Below are 16,598 nucleotides of genomic sequence, written 5' to 3' on the forward strand. Positions count from 1 at the left end.
GCCCAACCCCACCCCGTGGACGCAGCAGGCGGCCAGGGCGGGCAAGCCTGACCAGGGATCGACCAGGAACAGCGCGCCCGCGACGATCGCCAGCGCCGTGAATCCGATCGCCGGCCGCAGCACGCCGTCCCCGGTCTTCAGGCGGGTGATCACCATCGGTCCGACCAGGGTCCCCAGGACCAGGGCGAACAGCAGCGCCGCGCCCGTGTGATCGTCGGGTCCCGCGCGCTCGACGAAGGTCACCATGCGCGCGGTCATGCTGAGCGGACCGGCCTGGGCGGCGGCGGCCAGCAGCAGGCGCGTGATGCCGCGCGGCGTCTTCAGCCCGACCGTGGCCGGTTTGGCCGGGATCGCCCGCGCCGGCCCCGCCCAGGCGAGGATCCAGCTGGCCGTCGCGGCGATCAGGACCGCGATGACGGCGACCACGACGACTTCCCGCCCGGCCGGCGTCCCCTGCCCGACGATCAGGAAGGCCAGCGCCGCTACCGACAGCCGCGCCAGCGCGCTCAGCACCTGACGCCAGACGACGTACTGGTGGGCGTCCGCTTCGTCTCGCGGCAGCAGCGAGACCAAGGCGTTCTGGGACACGTCATAGACCGCATAGGCCGTGCGCAGCAGGGCCAGCGTCAGGGTCAAGTACAGGAAAGGCGTGATCGCCCCCAACGGCGGCGTGAACACCACCAGCAGCGTCCCAGCCGTGGCCAGCGCAGCGACGAACTGAATCTGCAGAATCCGGCGGCGACTGCCCTCGGCGCGCCGCAGGACGTAGGCCATCGCCACGTCCAGCCCCGCGCCATAGGCCATGGACAGGAACAGCAGCAGTCCCGTCTCGCCCGCCGACAGCCCCATGCGGACATTGGCGTAGTAGGCCAGCAGCAGGTCGGTGAACGTCCAGGCCAGGCTCTTGGCGAAATGGCCGGCGCCGTAGGCCGATCGCAGCAGCGTCGCCTGGCCGCGATCGCTCGTTCGGACGTGCTGTTCGATGGCCGCCATGCAGCGTCTATGGAGCGCGATCAAAACGGTTCGATGACGCCCGAGGGCCATTGGCGCTGTCGTCCAACTGTCATGGGTGATCGATAAGCAGGCCCGAGCTTTCCTTGGGCCATCACGCCGGGCATGTCCGCCTGTTTCCGCACCTGTGTGATCGGGGTCTCCCTGCTGCTGCTGCCGGCCCATGCTGCGATCGCCGCCGCGCCGATCAGTCTGGGCGATCGTCTCACGAAACTCGCCGCCGACATGGACATCGTGATCCTCTACGCGCCGGACTTGGTCGCCGGACGGTCGGGCCGCGCCCCGCCCTCGGGCCTGCCAGCGCGGGCGACGATTGAGGCGCTGCTGATCGGGACCGACGCTAGCGTTCGGGAGGTTAGACACGGCGTCTTCGTGCTGGAAAGGCGCGGCGTGGTCGCATCGACACGCCCGGCTGGCGGATTGGAAACCCCCGGTTCCAGCGAGGTGGAGGCGGTGACCGTCACGGCCGCCTACGCCGCCAGCCTCGACCGGTCCCTGGCCCTCAAGCGCGCCTCGGCCTATGCGCTGGACGCGGTCAGCGCCGAGGACATCGCCCGCCTGCCCGCCGCCAACGCCGCCGAGGCGCTGCAGCTTGCGCCGGGCGTCAGCCTGGAGCGGCACCGGGGCGTGGGCCTCTATGTCAGCGTCCGGGGCCTGGGTCCCCAGTTCCAGAACGTCCTGCTGAACGGCCGGCCGTTGGCCATGAACGACCTCGTCGAGAACGGCGGCTTCCGGGGGCGGCAGTTCCGCTTCGAGGTCCTGCCCGCCGACGTCATCGACCAGATCGAGGTCGCCAAGTCGACCACCGCCGACATGGACGAAGGCGCGCTGGGCGGCAATATCGACGTGCGAACGTTCAAGCCGCTGGATCGCGGGCGGCGCTCGATCGTCTCGGTGCGCATGTCCGAAGGACGGGCCGACCGGACCGATCCGTCCGTGTCCGGCGTCTGGAGCTGGGTCGACGACAGCGGGCGCTTTGGCCTGCTGGCGGGCGGCGTGGTCGAGCGGCGGCGTATCCGCAACGATCGTCTCTACCAGACCGGCTGGAACCTGAATCGCTTCACCAGCGTGCTGGGTCCCGGCCTCTACACCCCGACCCGCACGCGGCCGACGATCGAGCTGGAAGACCGTCGCATGGCGTCGGGCGACTTCACCCTGCAGTGGCGGCCCTCGCCGCACTGGCGGCTGGACATCGATCTGCTGGCGACGCGCTTGGACGCTCACTACGACGAGTACGGCCTGGACATCTATCCGGACGACGCCTCGATCTCGAACCCGCGTTTTGTGCCGGGAAGCCAGGTCGTCAAAGGCGATACGGTGCAGGCCGGGATCATCGAGGACGCCCGCTGGATGGCCTCGCAAGAGACCAGCCTGAACCGCCACGACCTGTTCGCCCTCGGCATGCACGAGCAGTGGACGGGCGGCGCCTGGACGGTCGACGCCGACTACGCCTTCTCCCGCGCCCGCAGCTATCATCCGGACGGGCGGGGCACGGTCCGCGCCCGTGTCGCCTTCTACGCGCCGCTGGAATACGACTTCAGCCACGGCCTGGCGGGCGGCCCGACCCTGCGTACGACCCGCGACTACGCCGATACCGCCAGCTTCGCCGGCCAGACCTTCGACTACACCTGGAAGGACTCGCGCGACACCGACCAGCTCTATCGGTTGGACGCGCGCCGCGACCTCGGCGACGACAAGCTGTCGTTCGGCTGGGAGTCGCACATCCGCAAGCGCGACTATCGGCGGCGCGACTGGAATCTGAACACCCTGGTCGGCACGCCCCTGACCAGTCTGGGACCCCAATACTACGGCCGCACGCCCTTCGACGACTTCCTGGCCGGGACGCCGGCCGACCTGCCGCGCCGCTGGGTCGCGCCCAACGCTCGCGCCTTCTACGACCTGCTCTACACCCCCGCCGTCGCCGCTCAAGCGCCGTCCCTGGCGGACCTGCGCAATTCGTTCGTGGTGCGCGAGGCGATCACCTCGGCCTACGCTCGCTACGACTTCGCCGCCGCCGTGCTGGGTCGGCCGGTCAGCGGTGACGTCGGCCTGCGCTATGCCCGCACCCGCCAGACCTCGGTCGGCGTGGTCTCCAGCGGCGACGATCCCCTGCCCGCCCAATGGCGAAAGGACTATGGCGACTGGCTGCCCAGCGCCAATCTGCGGATCGACCTGACGTCGAACCTGCTGCTACGCTTGGCCGCCTCACGGGTGGTCAACCGACCCAACGTCATCGACAGCGCCCCGCGCATCACCCTGGCGCGCGACACCCCGACCGCCAACGGCGGCAATCCCGAGCTGGCCCCATTCCTGGCCACCCAGGCCGACGTCTCGCTGGAATGGTACTTCCCCGGCGGCGGAGCGATCAGCCTGGCGGCGTTCGACCGACGGCTGGACAACTACATCACCGCTCAGAACACCTTCATCGAGGTGCCGGGGCGCGGCCAGATTCTGCTGTCGACCAATGTCAACGGCGGCGACGCGCGGTTGCAGGGCCTGGAGGCCACCTTCAGCCGGATGTTCCGCGAGCTGCCGGCGCCGTTCGACGGGCTGGGGGTGCAAGGCGCCGCCACCCTGGTGCGCAGCCAGGCCAACTACTTCGCCGGCGACCGGATGATCAGCAACGCGCTGCTGGGCCTGTCGCGCTCGACCTGGAGCGCGCTGGTGTTCTACGAGAAGGGCCGGGGCTCGGTGCGACTCGGCTACAACTGGCGCGGTTCGTACCTGACCTCGATCGGCAGCTCGGTCACCGCGCCAGCCACCACGGCGGCGTTCGGATCGCTGGACGGCGCGGCCTCGTGGCGGCTGAACCGCCAAGCCACCCTTTCCCTGGAGGGCGTCAACCTGGCCGACGCCCGCCGTTACGTCTATGGCGAGAGCCGCGACCAGCCGATGGAAATCCATCACTGGGGCCGGTACCTGTCCGCGAGGATGAGATGGGCGTTCTGACCTTCCGTGGCGCGGGCACGCGCGCTGATCCGCCCGACGGGCCCAGCGAGTCCGCGCCGGCCAATCCGCCGCTGGAGGCGCCGCGCTTCGAGGCGCTGGTGTCGCGCTATCGTCGTCCGTTGCTGCGTTTCTTCCAGCGCCGGTCGGTCGGGGTCGAGGACGCCGAGGACCTGACGCAGGAGGTCTTCATGCGGCTGTCGCAGCGGTTCTCGCGCCTGCACTGGGGCAATCCGGACGGGCTGGTGTTCACGGTCGCCTCGAACGCCCTGGTCGACCACGAACGTCACCAGCGCTCGCGCCAGCGCGGACGCCATGTCGAGGTCGATCCCGCCCTCCCCGCCGACGAGCCGAGCGCCGAGACCGCCCTGGCCGGACGCGAGCGACTGGCCAGGCTGGTGGCTGCCCTGGACGACCTGCATCCGAACGCGCGCGCGGTCTTCGTGCTGTGCCGCTTCGAGAACCTGACCCAAGCGGAAGCGGCGGCGCGCCTGAACCTGTCGCTCAGCGCCGTCGAGAAGCACATGATGAACGCCCTGGCCCGCCTGCGCGACGCCATCGAGACCGCGCATGACGCCTGACCAAGACCTCGATCCCCGCCGCCTGATGGCGGCCAGCCTGACCCGAGACCTGACCGCCGTCGAGCAAGCCGCGCTGGACGCCTGGTCGGCCTCGTCCGCCGAGGCCCGCGAAGAAATCGCCCGCACGCGCGAGGTGTGGCTGGCCATGGGCCTGGCCGCCGATGACCCGACCGTCCGCGCCCTGCGCCGCGACGTCCGCCGCGAGGCGCGCCTGGACCGCCCGGCCGCGCCGGACCGCCGGCCACTGATCGCGGGCCTCACCCTGCTCGCCGCCGCCCTGGTCGTCGGGGTCGTGCTGAAGGTCCAGCCGCAGGTCGACACCTATGCCGCGCCCGCCCACGCCTCGGCGCGCCTGACCCTGGCCGACGGCAGCCACGTGGTGCTCAGCCCCGGCGGTCGCCTGACCACCCGCTTCAAGGCCCACGCCCGCGACGTCTCGCTGAACGCCGGCGACGCCTTCTTCGAGGTCGCCCACGACAAGACCCGGCCGTTCGAGGTGGCGACCTCGGGGCGGACGCTGACCGTGCTGGGCACCCGCTTCAACGTGGCCGGCGGCGATCGGCTGACCGTGTCGCTGGTCGAAGGCTCGCTGCGCGTCAGCCAGCCGGGCGCGGCCAGCGTGCTGCTGCGTCCCGGTCAGCGCTATGTCGGCGCGGTCGGCGTCGGCGGCGACGCTCGAGCTGGCGATGTGAAGGCCGACGCGGCGTGGACCGACGGCCGCGTCGTGCTGGCCGATGTCAGCCTGTCCGAGGCCGCCGAGCGATTGTCGCGTGCCTCGGGCCGCAAGGTCGCCCTGACCGATCCCGCCCTCGCCCGTCTGCGCCTGTCCGGCTCGCTGGACATTGGCCGGATGGACGATGTCGGCGCGGCGCTGGAGGCCCTGCTGCCGGTCCGTGCGCGCCTCACGCCCGGCGGAGACCTGAATCTGTCGCCGGACGAGAGATCGTCTCGACACGGATAAAATCCAGACTTTTCAACAGGATCGTCGCAAATATTTCACCGATGGCGGACTGAGGGCCGGCGTCGGCCCTTCCGTTCTTCTGCCCTGACCCGCGCCTCCCCGCGGGCCCAGCAAAAGATCGGGGGATATCATGTCCAGTTCGAAGTTCCTGTCCGCGCCGTGCGCGGGCGCCGTCGCCGTCCTCGCCTTCGCCGCCCTCGGCGCGGGCCAGGCCCAGGCTGCCGACACCGCCGCGCCGGCCGCGCCCGCCGCCGAACCGGCCGACGCCGTCGACGCCGTCGTCATCACCTCGTACGGCAAGAGCCTGCAGGCCGCCGCCGCCCTGAAGCGCTCGGCCCAGTACGGCCTGGACGCCGTCAACGCCGAGGACATCGGCAAATTCCCGACCCGCAACGCCGCCGACGCGCTGCAGCTGGTCACCGGCGTGACCATCGACCGCCAGCGCGGCGCGGGCCTCTATGTCAGCGTCCGGGGCCTGGGCCCGCAGTTCCAATATACCGAGCTGAATGGCCGCTCGATCGCCGTCAATGACCTGATCGAGAACGGCGGCGCCAAGGGCCGTCAGTTCCGCTTCGAAGTGCTGCCCACCGAGCTGATCTCGCAGATCGAGGTGGTGAAGACCCCGACCGCCGACATGGACGAAGGCGCCCTGGGCGGCAACATCAACATCAAGACGTTCAAGCCGTTCGACCTGGGCAAGAAGGCCGCCTTCTCGGTGCGCGAGACCTATGGCGACGTGCGCAAGAAGGCCGATCCGTCGGTCTCGGGCCTGGGCAGCTGGACCAATGCCGACAAGACGATCGGCGTGCTGGCCTCGGGCCTCTATGACGAACGCCACGTCCGCAACGACCGCCTGTACCAGACCGGCTGGAACCTCAACAAGTTCACCTCGGTGCTGGGCTCGGGCCTCTACACGCCCACCCGCACGCGCCCGACCGTCGAGACCGAACACCGCAAGCTCTATTCGGGCGCGATCTCGGGCCAGTGGAAGCCGAACAGCGACTTCCAGACCGATGTCGACCTGCTGGTGACACGCCTGGACGTCGACTACGACGAGTTCGGCCTCGACATCTATCCGGACGACACCACCTTCGCGACGCCGCAGTTCGTGGCCGGCAGCCAGAAGGTCGTCGGCGACACCGTCGTGGCCGGCACGATCAACAACGTGCGCTGGATGGCCTCGCGCGAGACCAGCCTGAACCGTCACGACCTGACGGTCTTCGGCATCAAGCAGGCCTGGACGCCCGGCGCCTGGACGTTCAACGCCGAGTACGGCTATTCGCGCGCCCGCAGCTATCACCCGGACGGCAAGGCCACGACGCGTGACCGCATCGCGTTCTTCGCGCCGCTCAGCTTCGATTTCTCGCGCGGCTACACGTCGATCCCGCAGCTGACCACGACCGTCGACTACACCAACCCGGCCAACTTCGTCGGCCAGGCGTTCGACTACACTTGGAAGGATTCGCGCGACAGCGACGAGACCTTCCGCCTGGACGGCGCGCGGGTGTTCGACAGCCCGCTGACCAAGATCGCGTTCGGCGTCGAACAGCACAACATGAACCGCACCTACCTGCGTCGCGACTGGGTGCTGAACGACATTCTCAATGTGCCGCTGACGACCCTGGGCTCCAACTTCTATGAGCCCATGCCCTATAAGGGCTTCCTGAGCGACTTCGCCGGCAACACGCCGCGCACCTGGGTCACCCCGACCCGCAACGCCTACTACGACAAGCTGTACACGGCGGCCGTGGCGGCCCAGCCGTGGTCGGCGGCCGACCTGCGCAACTCGTTCATCGTCGACCAGAAGATCCACAGCGCCTATGTGCGCGGCGACTTCAAGTTCGGCCTGGGCGGCGTGCCGGTCAGCGGCAACCTGGGCGTCCGCTACGCCGAGACCAAGCAGCTGGCCAGCGGCACGCTGACCAGCGGCACGACACCGGTGCCGGTCGGCTATCTGAAGGAATACAAGAATTGGCTGCCCAGCCTGAACCTCAAGTTCGACCTGCGTGACGATCTGGTCGGCCGCCTGTCGGCTTCGCGCGTCGTCAACCGTCCCAACGTCACCGACAGCGCCCCGCGCATCAGCGTCAGCCGTGACTCGCCAACGGCCTCGGGCGGCAATCCGGACTTGGATCCCTTCCTGGCCGACCAGTACGACGCCTCGCTGGAATGGTACCCGGCCCCGACCACGGCCGTGACCGCCGCGGTGTTCATCAAGACGATGGACAACTACATCACCGCCCAGAACACCACGATCCAGGTGCCGGGCCGCGGCGACGTGCTGCTGTCGGCCAGCGTCAACGGCGGCGACGCCGAGGTGCGCGGCTTCGAGGCGGCCTACAACCAGTCGCTGTCGTTCCTACCCGGCCTTCTGGACGGCCTGGGCGTACAGGCGTCGGTGACCCTGGTGGACAGCAAGGCGAACTACTTCGCCGGCAACCGCCAGATCAAGGACGACCTCGTGGGCCTGTCCAAGACCAGCTACAACCTGGTCGGCTACTACGAGAAGGGCCCGATCAGCGCCCGCCTCGGCTGGTTCTGGCGCTCGCGCTATCTGCAGTCGATCGGCAGCACCACGACCGCCCAGTCCTACATCGCCGCCTACGGCTCGCTGGACGGCTCGCTCTCCTACCAGGTCACCCCGCAGTACGCGCTGACCCTGGAAGGTTCGAACCTGACCGACGAGGTCCGCTTCACCTACGGCAAGACCACCGACCAGCCGATGGAGATCTATCACTGGGGCCGCACGGTCTCGCTGACGCTCCGCGGCAAGTTCTAAGCCATCCCCTGAACGCCCTCTCCTTTTAGAGGACGTCACCTTACGCGGGCCGGTCGCATCCCGACTGGTCCGCGCTTTTCTCATTCTCACGAGGTCGCCATGCGCTCGCTGTTCCTCGCCGCCGCCCTGTCGGTCGTCGCCTTCGCAACCCAGGCGGCCGAAGCGCCGAAGATCAACGGCCTGCATTGGCTGGGCTCGCACAACAGCTATCGACCCGAGCTCGATCCCGCCGCCCTCGCGCACCAGCGCCAGGTGATGGGCGAGCGCTCGCGCGGCGTCGAGTACGGGCACCCGCCGATCAAGGCGCAGCTGGACCTGGGCGTCCGGCAGCTGGAGTTCGATCCCTACGCCGACACCGCCGGCGGCCTCTATGCCGCGCCGTACGCCAACGATCCCACCAAGCTCGCGATCATGAAGCAGCCCGGCGCCAAGGTGCTGCACGCCCCGGTCGTCGACGCCCGCACCCTGTGCCTGCGCCTGTCCGACTGCTTCGCCGAGGTCGCGACCTGGTCCAAGGCCCATCCTGATCACCAGCCGATCCTGATCTTCGTCAACACCAAGGAAGAGCCTTTCAACAATCCGGCCATCCAGAACCCGCCGCTCTGGACGGAGACCGACTTTGCCGGGATCGACGCCGACGCGATCAAGGCGTTCGGCCGCGACCGCATCGTCACGCCAGACGACATCCGGGGTGCGCGCGCCACCCTGCGTGAGGGCGTCACCGGCGGCGGCTGGCCGACGGCCGCCAGCGCACGCGGCAAGGTGCTGCTGGTGCTGGACGCCAATCCCCGTATCGAGGAAGCCTACCGCGCCGGCCACCCGTCGCTACAGGGCCGCGTCCTGTTCGGTCTCTATGCCGAGGACCAGGCGGAGGCGGCGGTGTTCAACATCCAGGATCCGCGCCCGGAAGAAGCCCACATAAAGACCCTGGTCGCCCAGGGCTTCCTGGTCCGCACGCGCAGCGACGCCGACACCACCGAGGCCCGCAACCACGATCTTGGCCGCCTGAAGTCGGCGGAGCGGTCGGGCGCGCAGATCGTCAGCACCGACTACTATCCGGGCGCGCCCGACCCGCTGGACCTGGACTTCGTGGTGCGCCCGTCCTGGTTCGCGCCACATCGATAGACACAGGATCCCCCGCGGGGCCCAGCGACGCCCGCCGCCTCATCGCCAATTGGTCGAGGCGATCCGTTGGTGAGGTTGGTCGAGCTTTCCGAGCCGCGGCCGATCTCCCTCCAGGAAATCGGCGATCAGGAGGGTCGATAACAGGACAGATCAAATAAGTCCTACAGCACAGCTTGTGCTTCGCCATCACGTCGCGTCAAGATCATCGGCAGGCGCTCGCTTCGCCGGCCTGTAGGCTGTCGAGAATACGAGTTTGCCGTGAGCAGCTTGAGATAACGTGGAAAGCTTAGCCTTGCGAACTCTTCATATCTCAAAGCGCGGATATCCCTCGTCAGCGACAAGACCTTTCTAGTCGGTCATTTCCGCTCCCGAATTGGGATAGGCCACCTTTGCGCCCCAAGGTATAGGGGGTTCACATCGCACCAATAGGACGCAAAAAGTGTATCGGATCGCCGAAGGATCTCTAACACTGGCCTCCGAATGGCAGGATCAGAGCGTCAACGTGCTTTTGCCGATGGGCGCCAAGGCGCATGGCGCAAATCTTGTCATCGCGAGGGACCGTCTACCGCTTGGCATGACCTTCCACGACTATGTCGCTCAGATGCGCCAGAACTTCATGGCGCAACTGGCGGGATGCGAGATCTTCGCCGACACGACCAGTCAGGTCGATGGTCGCGAGGCTCAGCTTATGGAGCTCAGCTGGCGTAGCGACGGCAAACCCATCCATCAGGTCATGGCGCTGGTGCTGCACGAAGCCAATGCCGTACTCACCTTCACTGGATCGATCCCGGGCGGACGCGACGAGGAAACGCGAAACGCGCTGATCTCGGCGATCATGTCGTTCACCTTCGCCCCGTGACCGACGCGACCCCCATAGCCCACGACAAGCTACGCGAGCTTGGCGAGCGCACCGCGGCCACGAGCAACGCGAGCACGGTGTCGGCGATTGCAACGACGGGGCACGTCGCCTCCGCTGGCATCGTGGCCGCGGGGGCCTATTCGGCCTACAGCTCGGGCGGATTGACCGCGCTGAAATGCTTTGGCGGCCGTGTCGCCGCACCGATCGCGGGGGCCATGGCGGGCGCATGGATCGCCGAGCAGGTCCATGCCGACGAAGGGGCGTTCTGGGTCGCGCAGCAATTTGGCGCCCAGCGCCTCGCGGGCCCTGGGAAACAGGCCGCGCACGTCACGCACCAGATCGCGCATAGCAACGCCTTTGCGGGTCTGCTCGCCGGCATAGCCGCCGGTATCGTCGTCGGGGCCCTTGTCGCGGTGAGCGCCGCCGCGATCATCGGTACGGCCGGGATGGCCGCGCCGCTCGTGGGCGCGGCGGTCGCCTTCGGCGCCGGCGCGGCGGGCGGGTTCGTCACCGCCGCGATCGCGGGCGCAGGCGCCAAGATGGCCACCCTGTCCGGCCCGATCGCCAGCGGCTCTCTCAATGTGTTCTTCGAAGGCAAGCCCGCGGCGCGCGTCACCGACATAGCCGCCTGCACCAAGCATCCGTCGGTCCCCTCGCTGATCATCGAGGGTAGCAAGACCATCTTCATCAACGGCCTGCCGATGGCGCGCATCGGCCACAAGCTGTCGTGCGATGCCGTCGTCCAACAGGGCTGCGACACCGTGCTCGGCGACGATACGACCGGCAGCTACGGAACCCCCGACGCCGAACTGTCGATCGCCGAGCAGCTGTTGCTCTCGGTGGCCGAGGTCGTGGGCATGCGGTCGGCCGTGCGCCAGGGCGGGTTGCTGGACGGCAGGCTGCGGCGGCTGTTCGGCGAGCCGGTCGATATCGTCACAGGCGACTACGCCGACCAGCGGACCGACTTCCACTATCCTGGCATCCTGCCCCTGCGATTGGAGCGGACCTATCCTGGGCGCATGCAGGTGGAGGGCATGCTCGGCCCGCGCTGGATCTGCAATTGGTCGCAGCGGGTGCTGCTCGACCAGAAGGCGGGCACGGCGCTGCTCGAGGATGCGGAAGGCCAGCGGCTGTTGTTCGCGATCGGCAGCGCGTTCCAGATCGACGCCCGCCACCTCAAGGCGCCCTATTATTGGCTGACCGGCACGCGCGACCAGCTTCGCCTGTTCGACAGCCGCACCCAGCAGTTCCTGCTCTTCGCGCCCGCCGGCGACGCGGGGACCCTTGAACTGGAGGGGATCGAGGATCGCAACGGCAACCGCATCCTGTTCTATCGCGACGCCAAGGGGCGCCTGACGAAGATCCGCCATGCGGACGGCACGATGTTCAACGTGCAAACGACGCCGCAGGGCTGGCTGATGACGCTGTCGATAGAAGGCGAGCGCGAGCCGCTCGTACGCTACGACTATGATACGGACGGGCGCCTACTGAATGTGGTGGGCGCGTTCACCGGCGAATTCCATTATCGCTACACGTCCGAAGGCTGGCTGAACGGATGGCGTGACAGCGGCCTGACCGAGGTGGAGATCGCCTACGATTCGGCCGGCCGGGTCGTCGGCACGCACACCGGCGAAGGGATGTTCAACGATCGCTTCCTCTATTTCCCGGAGGAGCGCCGCTCGCGCTATGTCGACGCCACCGGGGCGGTCTCCAGCTTCCGCTACGACGACAACGGCCTGGTCGTCGAGGAGGAGGATCCGCTCGGCGCGCGCACGATCAGCGAATGGGACTCGCTCGAGCGATTGCAGCGACGGATCGATCCCGCCGGCCGCGAGACGCGCTTCGCCTACGACGGCGACGGGCGCCTGATCGATGATACCGATTGGGCCGGACGCAACACCCGCTGGGCCTATGACCGCTGGGGCGCGCTGGTCGGTTTCGAGGGGCCTGACGGCGCCGCCAGTTGGACCCGCGATGCGCGCGGCAACATCGTCGCGTGGAAGGAAGCCAGCGGCACCTCTGGCCATGCGGAATATGACGCGCGCGGCGCACTGGTCCTTGAGCAACTCGCCGGGTTTGGCGCCACGCATTGGGAAAACGACGCAGCCGGCCGTCCCCTCGTCCGCCATGATCCTGGCGACCGGATCACGCGCTACGAGTGGGATCGGATGGGACGCCTGCTGGCGCTCACCGACCCCGCAGGACGGACCAGTCAATGGGCGTACCAGTCCTCGCCCGATAATCCGCGCGGCGCGATCAGTCATTCGCACACGCCGGATGGCGGGGAGATGCGCTTCGCCTACGACGGCGAAGGACTGATCAAGGCCCGCATCCGGAGCGACGGGCAAACCGTCCGCTTCGTCCATGGCGCGTTCGACACGTTGCGTGAGATCATCGACCCACTCGGCGCCACGACGCAATTCGCCTATGACGGCGCGGGCCGCCTGGCGGCGATCACCGACGCTGTCGGACAGCAATGGCGCTTCCAATATGATCCCGCCGGGCGGCTCTCCGCCCAGCTCGACTGGGCGGGCCGCGAGACGCTCTATCACCGCGACGTCCTCGGCCGCATCCAGAGCAAGCGGATGCCGGACGGGGCGGAACAGCATTTCGAGTGGGACTCGCGAGACCGCATCGCGCGGGTGATCGCGGGCGAAGACGCGATCTCGTATCGGTATGACGATCGCGACAGGCTGGTCGGCGCCAGCACCTGGATCATGGCCGATGGCGCGCCGCGGCGGATCGCCGATGTCTCGCTGGCCTACGACGGCAAGGGCCGGCTCGCCCGCGAGGAGCAGAACGGGATCGTGGTCGCCTATCGCTATGACGAGGCGGGGCGTTGCGTGGGCCGCTCCAGCCCTAGCGGCGAGACGGCGCTGGCGTTCGACGAGGCCGGGCTGCTCACGCGCTACGAAAGCAACGGCCACGCGCTGCGCTTCGCCCACGATGCGAGCGGGCTCGAGACGCTGCGCGAGCTGGCCGCGATCGGTACGCCGACCGCGTTCCAGCTTCGCCAGCGCTACGATCTGGGCGGGCGGCTGGCGGAGCAGCGCGCGGGCGGCGTCACCGTCTTCGCGGCCGGGCGGAAAGAGCCCGACGCCCTGGCGCGCCGCTACGAGTGGGATCGTCTCGGCCGCCTGGCGGGGGCCGCGGAGACCGGCTCGGCGGCGGGCGAAGGCGTGACGCGCTATCATTACGACCTGCGCGACCAGGCCGTGGCGGTGGAGCGCAACGGCGGCCGCGAAACCTATCGCTACGACGCGTTGATGAACCTCGCCGAGGGCCTGGCGGGCGAGCACCGCTATTGGCGCGACTGCGTGGTCGAGGCGGGACCCAACCGGTTCCGCTACGACGCGCGCGGGCGCATGACCGAGCGCATGCTCACGCAAGCCGGTTTCCGCCCGCGTCGCTGGCGTTACCGTTGGGACGGGTTCGACCGCCTCGTGGGGCTGGAGACGCCCGACGGCGCGCGCTGGCGCTACACCTACGACGCGTTCGGGCGCCGGGTGGGCAAGGTGCTCCTCGACGAGCCCAATCGCCGCGTGGACTATGTGTGGCAGGGTCAGGCCATCGCCGAGGCGTGGCATCGTGGCGGCGACGGCTCTGCCGGCTCCAATGTGCTCTGCATCGAACGCTGGCATTTCGAGCCGGATGGGGTGCGCCCGCTCGCCAAGGAACTGGTCGGCGCCGGAGACGACGGCGCACCCGCATGCGGCGATACGGAACTTCTGCCGATCCTCGCCGACCAGATCGGCGCGCCTCGCGCATTGTTCAATGCGGAAGGAACGTGCCGCTGGCGCGCCGAGCCCGAGCTATGGGGCCGCACACGCACAGCGCGCGACCTGATGCGCGAACGGCATGGCGAAGCCGGGCGCGAGACGGACGAAACGTCATGCGCCCTGCGCTTCCCGGGCCAGTGGGAGGATGCCGAGAGTGGCCTGCACTACAACCTAAACCGCTATTACGACCCGGAGACCGGACAGTATCTGTCGCCCGACCCCATCGGGGTTAGCGGGGGCCTGAGAACCCATGCCTACGTACATGATCCCGTGCGGTGGATGGACCCCCTCGGCTTGGCCGAATGCAATTGGGGCCAATGGTTCGCCAACAAGACCGGGACGTCGCCACCCGCAGGCATGCCTCGCCCGCACGCGCACCACATTGTCTACAAGGGCCCGTTCGCCAACAATCCGGCGATGCAGTCGGCGCTTGCCCGCAGCCGGGGCGTCCTGTCGAAATACGGCATCGACGGAGTCAATGACCCCGACGCCCTTATGTGGGCCCCCAACAAGGGCCACAGCGTCGCCAATGCGCGCACGGTGGCCTCCCGGTTGGAAGCGGCCGATGCTCGTGTTTCGGCGCAAAACTTGCCCAAGGCCGATGCGACAACGGCTATGAAGACCGAGCTGCAGCAGATTGGCCAGGACGTGTTCGGCTGGCCGTGATCGAAAGGACGCACGCGTGAACTGGAATGCGGAAGTAGAGAAGCTCCGGGCGGCGACAATCGCAGCGGCTGATGCCTTGACTTCGTCTATCGAAGGGCAGCGCCTCTATGCAATCTGTCTTCATACAGCGGATGACGGCATGAGCGTTGGATTCTGCGCCAATACCGAAGAGGGATATGCCGAGAAACGCGCCTCCGAGGCCGAAATCGAAGACATGACTCCGGACTACTTGGCGTATCTGCGCTGGGCTCCCGCGGAGTGGCGGTACGAAATGTTCGGCGACGACCATTTCGCGGACGTCAACAGCGACCTCACCGCGGCGAGCCTCAATGGAACCGAGAATTTCAGCGTCTATTTCGACCGCCTCATCGACGCGATGATCGATGCGCTCACCCATCTGCGAGCCGAGCGGGCGCAGGCGCTCGACGGCGTCACCCTATTCGTGACGATCTCCGACAGCGAAGAGGCCGAAGCGGTCGAGCAGCGGTCCGCCAATCGCCTGAATCCGCCAACGCTCGCCGGTGAGTTCAAGCAACCATTGCAGCAGAACTAGGTCGCTCAGCCCCACGTCTTCGGCCCCATCTCCCAGCTGTCCGAAAAACGCAGGTTGTCGCCCTCGCGGAGATGAGTTGTGAATTGGAAAGAAATTTCTGAAGAAATTCAATCATCCACACTCAAGGCGATTGGGGCGCTCTTGCCTCGATATGATAAAGAGCACCTGTATGCGCTGGCTCTGTTCACGTCCGATGACGGCGCAAACGTCTCGATGGCCGCAAACACCGAAGAAGGCTATCGGGCGCATTTGGCCGCTGAAGCCGAGGACGAGCCGAACTCGCCTGAGGATGAAATCTATCATCGCTGGGCGTCTGCCGAATGGGTCGTGGAAGGCTGGGACAGGGCTGCCTTTCTCCGGGTGAACGCGCTGCTCGCGCGGCAGGAGAAGTCGGATTTCGACAGCTACTTCGGCAATCTTATCGAAGCGATGACCACTGCGCTGGCGGCGGTCAAGGAGACGCTGAGCGAGCGACTCGCGGATGTCACGGCTTTCGTTACGGTCACGGACAGCGACGCCGCCGAAGAGATCGAGAACGCTTCGGTCTCGCGTATCAACGCGCCCGATCTCGCCAGCCGCTTCTTGAACCGCTTCGATTGAGCCCAGGCCGGTGTCGAGTCCAATCCACATCTCCTGGGACGAGTGGGGTGACAGCTCCGAACATTGGCGCAGGCGGCTAGGCGCCTGCTTCTAAGGAGAAAGGCCAATGTCATATGCCGACGCCCTTGCCGACCTCGTCCCCGCCGCCAGAAAAGCCGACCTCACGATCGCGCCGAAGAAGCCCGAAGGCGACGTGGCTCGGCTTTGCACAACGGTCTTCGGGCCGACGCTCGCCGCAGAGATCATTCCACTGGGCTATCCGAAGACGTTCCATCTGCCCTGGATCGTCGAGGATCTCTATTTCTATGGCCTAGACGAACTTTCGGACCGCCAGGCCGGATACCGTTTCCACGGAATCACCGGTGAGCCGATCGCCACCTGGCCCGCCGATCGCTTTGTCATCGCCGCGTGGACGGGTAGTCCGGTCAGCGTCGGACAGGACGGTTCGATCTGCTACTCCCGCCACGGCGCTGGGACATGGACTTTTGCACGCCTCGCCCCCGACCTCCTCGCCTTCCTCACCCTGCTAGCCTCCTGGATCCAGTATTTCGTAGCGGAGCACGGCGGTGACCTGTTCGACGAGGATGACGATGATTTCGAAGTCTCGGAAGAGATGCGAGCTGAAATCCGTCGCGATGTCCTCGGCGTCGTGGCGGAGGCCGACAGGGACGCCGCGCTCGCCTTTCTACTTGGAGAATAGGCCCAAAGCACCTTGGTGGGCGAACTCGCTTTGGGGCG

Annotated in this window: 11 protein-coding genes; 10 read left to right on the forward strand and 1 reads right to left on the reverse strand. The window is 67.6% G+C overall.

What is annotated here, in order from left to right; translation table 11 throughout:
* Positions 1 to 993, reverse strand: a 993-nt coding sequence (locus AC07YH_RS16245; protein WP_494748003.1) for an MFS transporter, incomplete at its 3' end; no start/stop codon positions are given.
* 123 nt (positions 994 to 1,116) lie between these two features.
* On the opposite strand from AC07YH_RS16245, the gene AC07YH_RS16250 reads away from it, so the two are divergent.
* The 10 genes from AC07YH_RS16250 (at position 1,117) to AC07YH_RS16295 (ending at position 16,560) form a co-directional block, all read left to right on the forward strand.
* On the forward strand, positions 1,117 to 3,960 hold the full coding sequence (locus AC07YH_RS16250; protein ID WP_494748004.1) for a TonB-dependent receptor: 2,844 nt from the start codon (positions 1,117 to 1,119) through the stop codon (positions 3,958 to 3,960).
* Positions 3,948 to 4,538 (forward strand): RNA polymerase sigma factor, encoded by a 591-nt coding sequence (locus AC07YH_RS16255; RefSeq protein WP_494748005.1) that lies wholly within the window; start codon positions 3,948 to 3,950, stop codon positions 4,536 to 4,538. The genes AC07YH_RS16250 and AC07YH_RS16255 overlap by 13 nt, the downstream gene beginning before the upstream one ends.
* On the forward strand, positions 4,528 to 5,499 hold the full coding sequence (locus AC07YH_RS16260; protein WP_494748006.1) for a FecR family protein: 972 nt from the start codon (positions 4,528 to 4,530) through the stop codon (positions 5,497 to 5,499). Before AC07YH_RS16255 ends, AC07YH_RS16260 begins: the two co-directional genes overlap by 11 nt.
* A 130-nt stretch (positions 5,500 to 5,629) precedes the next feature.
* Complete coding sequence (locus tag AC07YH_RS16265; protein WP_494748007.1) at positions 5,630 to 8,278, forward strand: TonB-dependent receptor; 2,649 nt, start codon at positions 5,630 to 5,632, stop codon at positions 8,276 to 8,278.
* A gap of 99 nt (positions 8,279 to 8,377) precedes the next feature.
* Positions 8,378 to 9,403 carry a phosphatidylinositol-specific phospholipase C domain-containing protein gene (locus AC07YH_RS16270; RefSeq protein WP_494748008.1) on the forward strand — a complete coding sequence of 342 codons (1,026 nt, stop codon included), beginning with the start codon at positions 8,378 to 8,380 and terminating at the stop codon, positions 9,401 to 9,403.
* 439 nt (positions 9,404 to 9,842) lie between these two features.
* Entirely contained in the window at positions 9,843 to 10,262 is a 420-nt protein-coding gene (locus AC07YH_RS16275) for a DUF1795 domain-containing protein (protein WP_494748009.1), read from the forward strand.
* Positions 10,259 to 14,707 (forward strand): RHS repeat-associated core domain-containing protein, encoded by a 4,449-nt coding sequence (locus AC07YH_RS16280; RefSeq protein ID WP_494748010.1) that lies wholly within the window; start codon positions 10,259 to 10,261, stop codon positions 14,705 to 14,707. Before AC07YH_RS16275 ends, AC07YH_RS16280 begins: the two co-directional genes overlap by 4 nt.
* 16 nt (positions 14,708 to 14,723) lie before the next feature.
* Complete coding sequence (locus tag AC07YH_RS16285) at positions 14,724 to 15,260, forward strand: DUF4303 domain-containing protein (RefSeq protein ID WP_494748011.1); 537 nt, start codon at positions 14,724 to 14,726, stop codon at positions 15,258 to 15,260.
* Positions 15,261 to 15,338: 78 nt separating this feature from the next.
* Positions 15,339 to 15,860 (forward strand): DUF4303 domain-containing protein, encoded by a 522-nt coding sequence (locus tag AC07YH_RS16290; RefSeq protein WP_494748012.1) that lies wholly within the window; start codon positions 15,339 to 15,341, stop codon positions 15,858 to 15,860.
* 106 nt (positions 15,861 to 15,966) lie between these two features.
* Entirely contained in the window at positions 15,967 to 16,560 is a 594-nt protein-coding gene (locus tag AC07YH_RS16295; protein ID WP_494748013.1) for a hypothetical protein, read from the forward strand.
* Positions 16,561 to 16,598: the final 38 nt, after the last annotated feature.

This window comes from Caulobacter sp. GW456-12-1-14-TSB4, from assembly GCF_059424195.1.

Coding starts and splice junctions, on each gene's coding strand:
- AC07YH_RS16295 (WP_494748013.1), top strand. CDS start 15,967: ATGTCATATGCCGACGCCCTTGCCGACCTCGTCCCCGCCGCCAGAAAA.
- AC07YH_RS16260 (WP_494748006.1), top strand. CDS start 4,528: ATGACGCCTGACCAAGACCTCGATCCCCGCCGCCTGATGGCGGCCAGC.
- AC07YH_RS16255 (WP_494748005.1), top strand. CDS start 3,948: ATGGGCGTTCTGACCTTCCGTGGCGCGGGCACGCGCGCTGATCCGCCC.
- AC07YH_RS16265 (WP_494748007.1), top strand. CDS start 5,630: ATGTCCAGTTCGAAGTTCCTGTCCGCGCCGTGCGCGGGCGCCGTCGCC.
- AC07YH_RS16250 (WP_494748004.1), top strand. CDS start 1,117: ATGTCCGCCTGTTTCCGCACCTGTGTGATCGGGGTCTCCCTGCTGCTG.
- AC07YH_RS16270 (WP_494748008.1), top strand. CDS start 8,378: ATGCGCTCGCTGTTCCTCGCCGCCGCCCTGTCGGTCGTCGCCTTCGCA.